General features: G+C 57.2%; 1 protein-coding gene. It reads right to left on the bottom strand.

Annotation, left to right across the window (positions count from 1 at the left end; translation table 11 throughout):
• On the bottom strand, window positions 1-2,760 hold a 2,760-nt coding region (locus GSQ82_RS18485; protein WP_158793791.1), incomplete at both ends, for a non-ribosomal peptide synthetase.

The raw sequence follows: 2,760 nt of genomic DNA, 5'->3' as shown, positions 1-2,760 counted from the left end.
CTTCATCTACAAACGGATCCCGGAGAAACTTCTCCGCCGTCAGCTCCGGACGGTTCAGATATCCCCGCGCTACACCCGCCCCGCCGATGTACATCTCACCGGCCACTCCCACAGGCACAGGCTCCCCATGCGCGTCCAATATATACACTTGGACGTTTGAGATCGGGCGGCCTATTGTGACTTCGCGAGTTGACTCTGATCTGCTTATCGTGCAGAGCGTGGAGTAGGTTGTAGTTTCCGAAGGACCATACAAATTGCACACCCGCTCCACATTCGTTGTGGCAAAAATCTGATTCAACAGGGACCGCTTAACCGGTTCACCGCCGAGATGAATCATTTCTGTTGACTTAGGAACGCCATTCAAATCGAGGAGCATGTTCAACGCAGATGGAACGGTACTTATAAGAGTGATGTCCTTAGGTATGTGCGAGACGTCTCGAACTGCGTGGGTATAATCGCCGAGGGTAATCGGTACAAAGCATTCGAAGACAGCCATATCGAAATTGAGTGAAGTGGAGAATAGAGTGTGTTTCAGCGTGGTGATGTCAAATGATCGGCGACCCCATTGAATTAAATTGACTGTATTTTTGTGCTCGATGGCTATTCCTTTCGGGGTCCCGGTAGAACCGGAGGTGTAGATGATATAAGCGAGATGACAGGAGTTGAGTGCGACGGTGTTCCGATCGAGGTTGGTTTCCGGATGACGCTCCCAGCGTGGAGTTGCAGCATCTATCTCGATCATTGATGGGCCGTGTGTTGTGAACATCGCTCCCAGATGAGTTTGCGTGAGCAGCGCCACCGGCTCGGAGTCCTCCAGCATAAAGCGGAGCCGTTCCACCGGGTAGGCGGGATCGAGCGGCACGTAGGCTCCTCCAGCCTTGAGAACAGCGAGTAAGCCTACGATCATCTCGAGGCCGCGCTCGACACAGATCGCCACACGATCGTCCGGCTTTACTCCCAGTTCCCGCAGATAGTGCGCCAGCCGGTTGGCGCGGGCGTTCAGCTCCCTATAGCTGAGCTCTTCGTCCTCGAACATCACCGCAGCCGCAGCCGGCGTCCGCTCCACCTGCGCCTCGAACAGTTCATGCACACACTGGTCCGACGGATACTCAGCCTTCGTGTCGTTCCACTCATAGAGAACGCGGTTGCGCTCGTCCGGGGGGAGAACTTCAAGCGAGCAGATCGCTCTGGCGGGAGACGTTTCCAGAGCTTCGACCAGCGACTCAAGTGCCGTTTGCATGTATTGGCAGACTCGCATCGGCCCGATGGAGACAGGTGTCTGCGCATCCAGCGAAAAGCCTTCGCCAAGGTCACTAACCGATAACGTAAACGGATAGTTGGTCCGTTCCTCGCCGCGCACCCCCCGGATACCTCTCCAAGCCTCTATAGTCTCTTCCGAGGGCACCTGCGTCGCTCCTGAATTATGACGATAGTTCAACAGTGCCGAAAACAACGGCGTCGGTGCAGGTATTGCACTGCACCGCTGCGCCAAAGCCAGTGATGCATGTTCGTGAAGAAGCAGATCGGCAAGCAGCGTATGCGTCCGCCGTACGGCGCTTTCCGCTCCTTCTTCATCAACCCGGATAAGGATCGGCAGCGTGTTGATGAACAGGCCCATCACACGATCGGCTCCTTCTCCGCCCTGCATGCGCCCGAACAGCACGGTCCCAAAGACCACATCCTCACGGCTTGATAACTTGCTCAACAAACGCGCCCAAGCCAGATGACACAGAGAAGCAGCGCTGACCCCCATCCGGCGGGCCTGAGCGCGTATGCGCCGTGCAAGACTATCATCGAGCACAAGTCGCGCTTCTTCGATGTCGCTGCCGTCTCCCTGCACATTGGCAAGCCCGAACGGCAACGTCGGCTCATCCACATCCCCCAGCATCTGCTCGAAGAACTTTTCATGTTCCTGCGGGCTCACACCTGACCGCGCCTGCGCCACAAGGTTACGGAAAGGCTGTGGCGCGGGCAATTCGCTAGTCCTCCATAGAAGGTGTGCCTGAATCTCCTCCTTCATTACCTCGTCCGTCGTGTGATCGCCGGTCAAGTGATGACGCAGCGTCATCAACAGCCAGCGATCATGGATGGCGTCATAGGAGGTGTAAAGCCGCAGCAGCGGCGCACTCTGCACACTTATACGGAAATGCCGAGGATCAAAGCGCGCATAAAGTTGCTCCGCAACATCACCCATCTCAGGGTCCAGTTTCACTTCCTCAATCTGGAGCGCGGCTTTTCGCAGAACCACCTGCACCGGCTCCGAGAGACCTTCCCACAGCACCGCGGTACGCAAAATGTCGTGCCGATCCACCACCGCCTGCAAGGCGCCTATATACCTGTCCAGCCGTGCGCGGCTGTCGAAGCTGAACTGCATGGCCAGCAGGTACGGATCCCCTTCTCCCCCCATCAGATGATGAAAGAGAATCCCCTCCTGCAACGGCGCCAGCGGATAGATGTCCTGCACGTTGGCCGCGCCGCCAGACACCGCGTTTACGATCTGTTCGATCTCCTCCTGGGTTAGCTCCACCAAAGGCAGCATTTGGGGCGTGATAGCCTGGCAACCCGAGAGAATCAAGTTCGGAGAAACTTCAACAGCGAGAACGTCCGCATCCACGATTGCCGCCAGATCGGCCAGTGTGGGAGTGGCGAACAGTGACCGCACATCCACCTTGAAGCCAAGTCGCCGCATGCGTTCGATCAGCGTCACCGCCAGGAGCGAGTGGCCGCCCAACTCGAAGAAGTGATCGTGCCGGCCCACCC

The organism is Granulicella sp. L60 (assembly GCF_009765825.1).
Classification (GTDB): domain Bacteria; phylum Acidobacteriota; class Terriglobia; order Terriglobales; family Acidobacteriaceae; genus Edaphobacter.
This window is presented reverse-complemented; position numbering and strand designations above follow the sequence as displayed.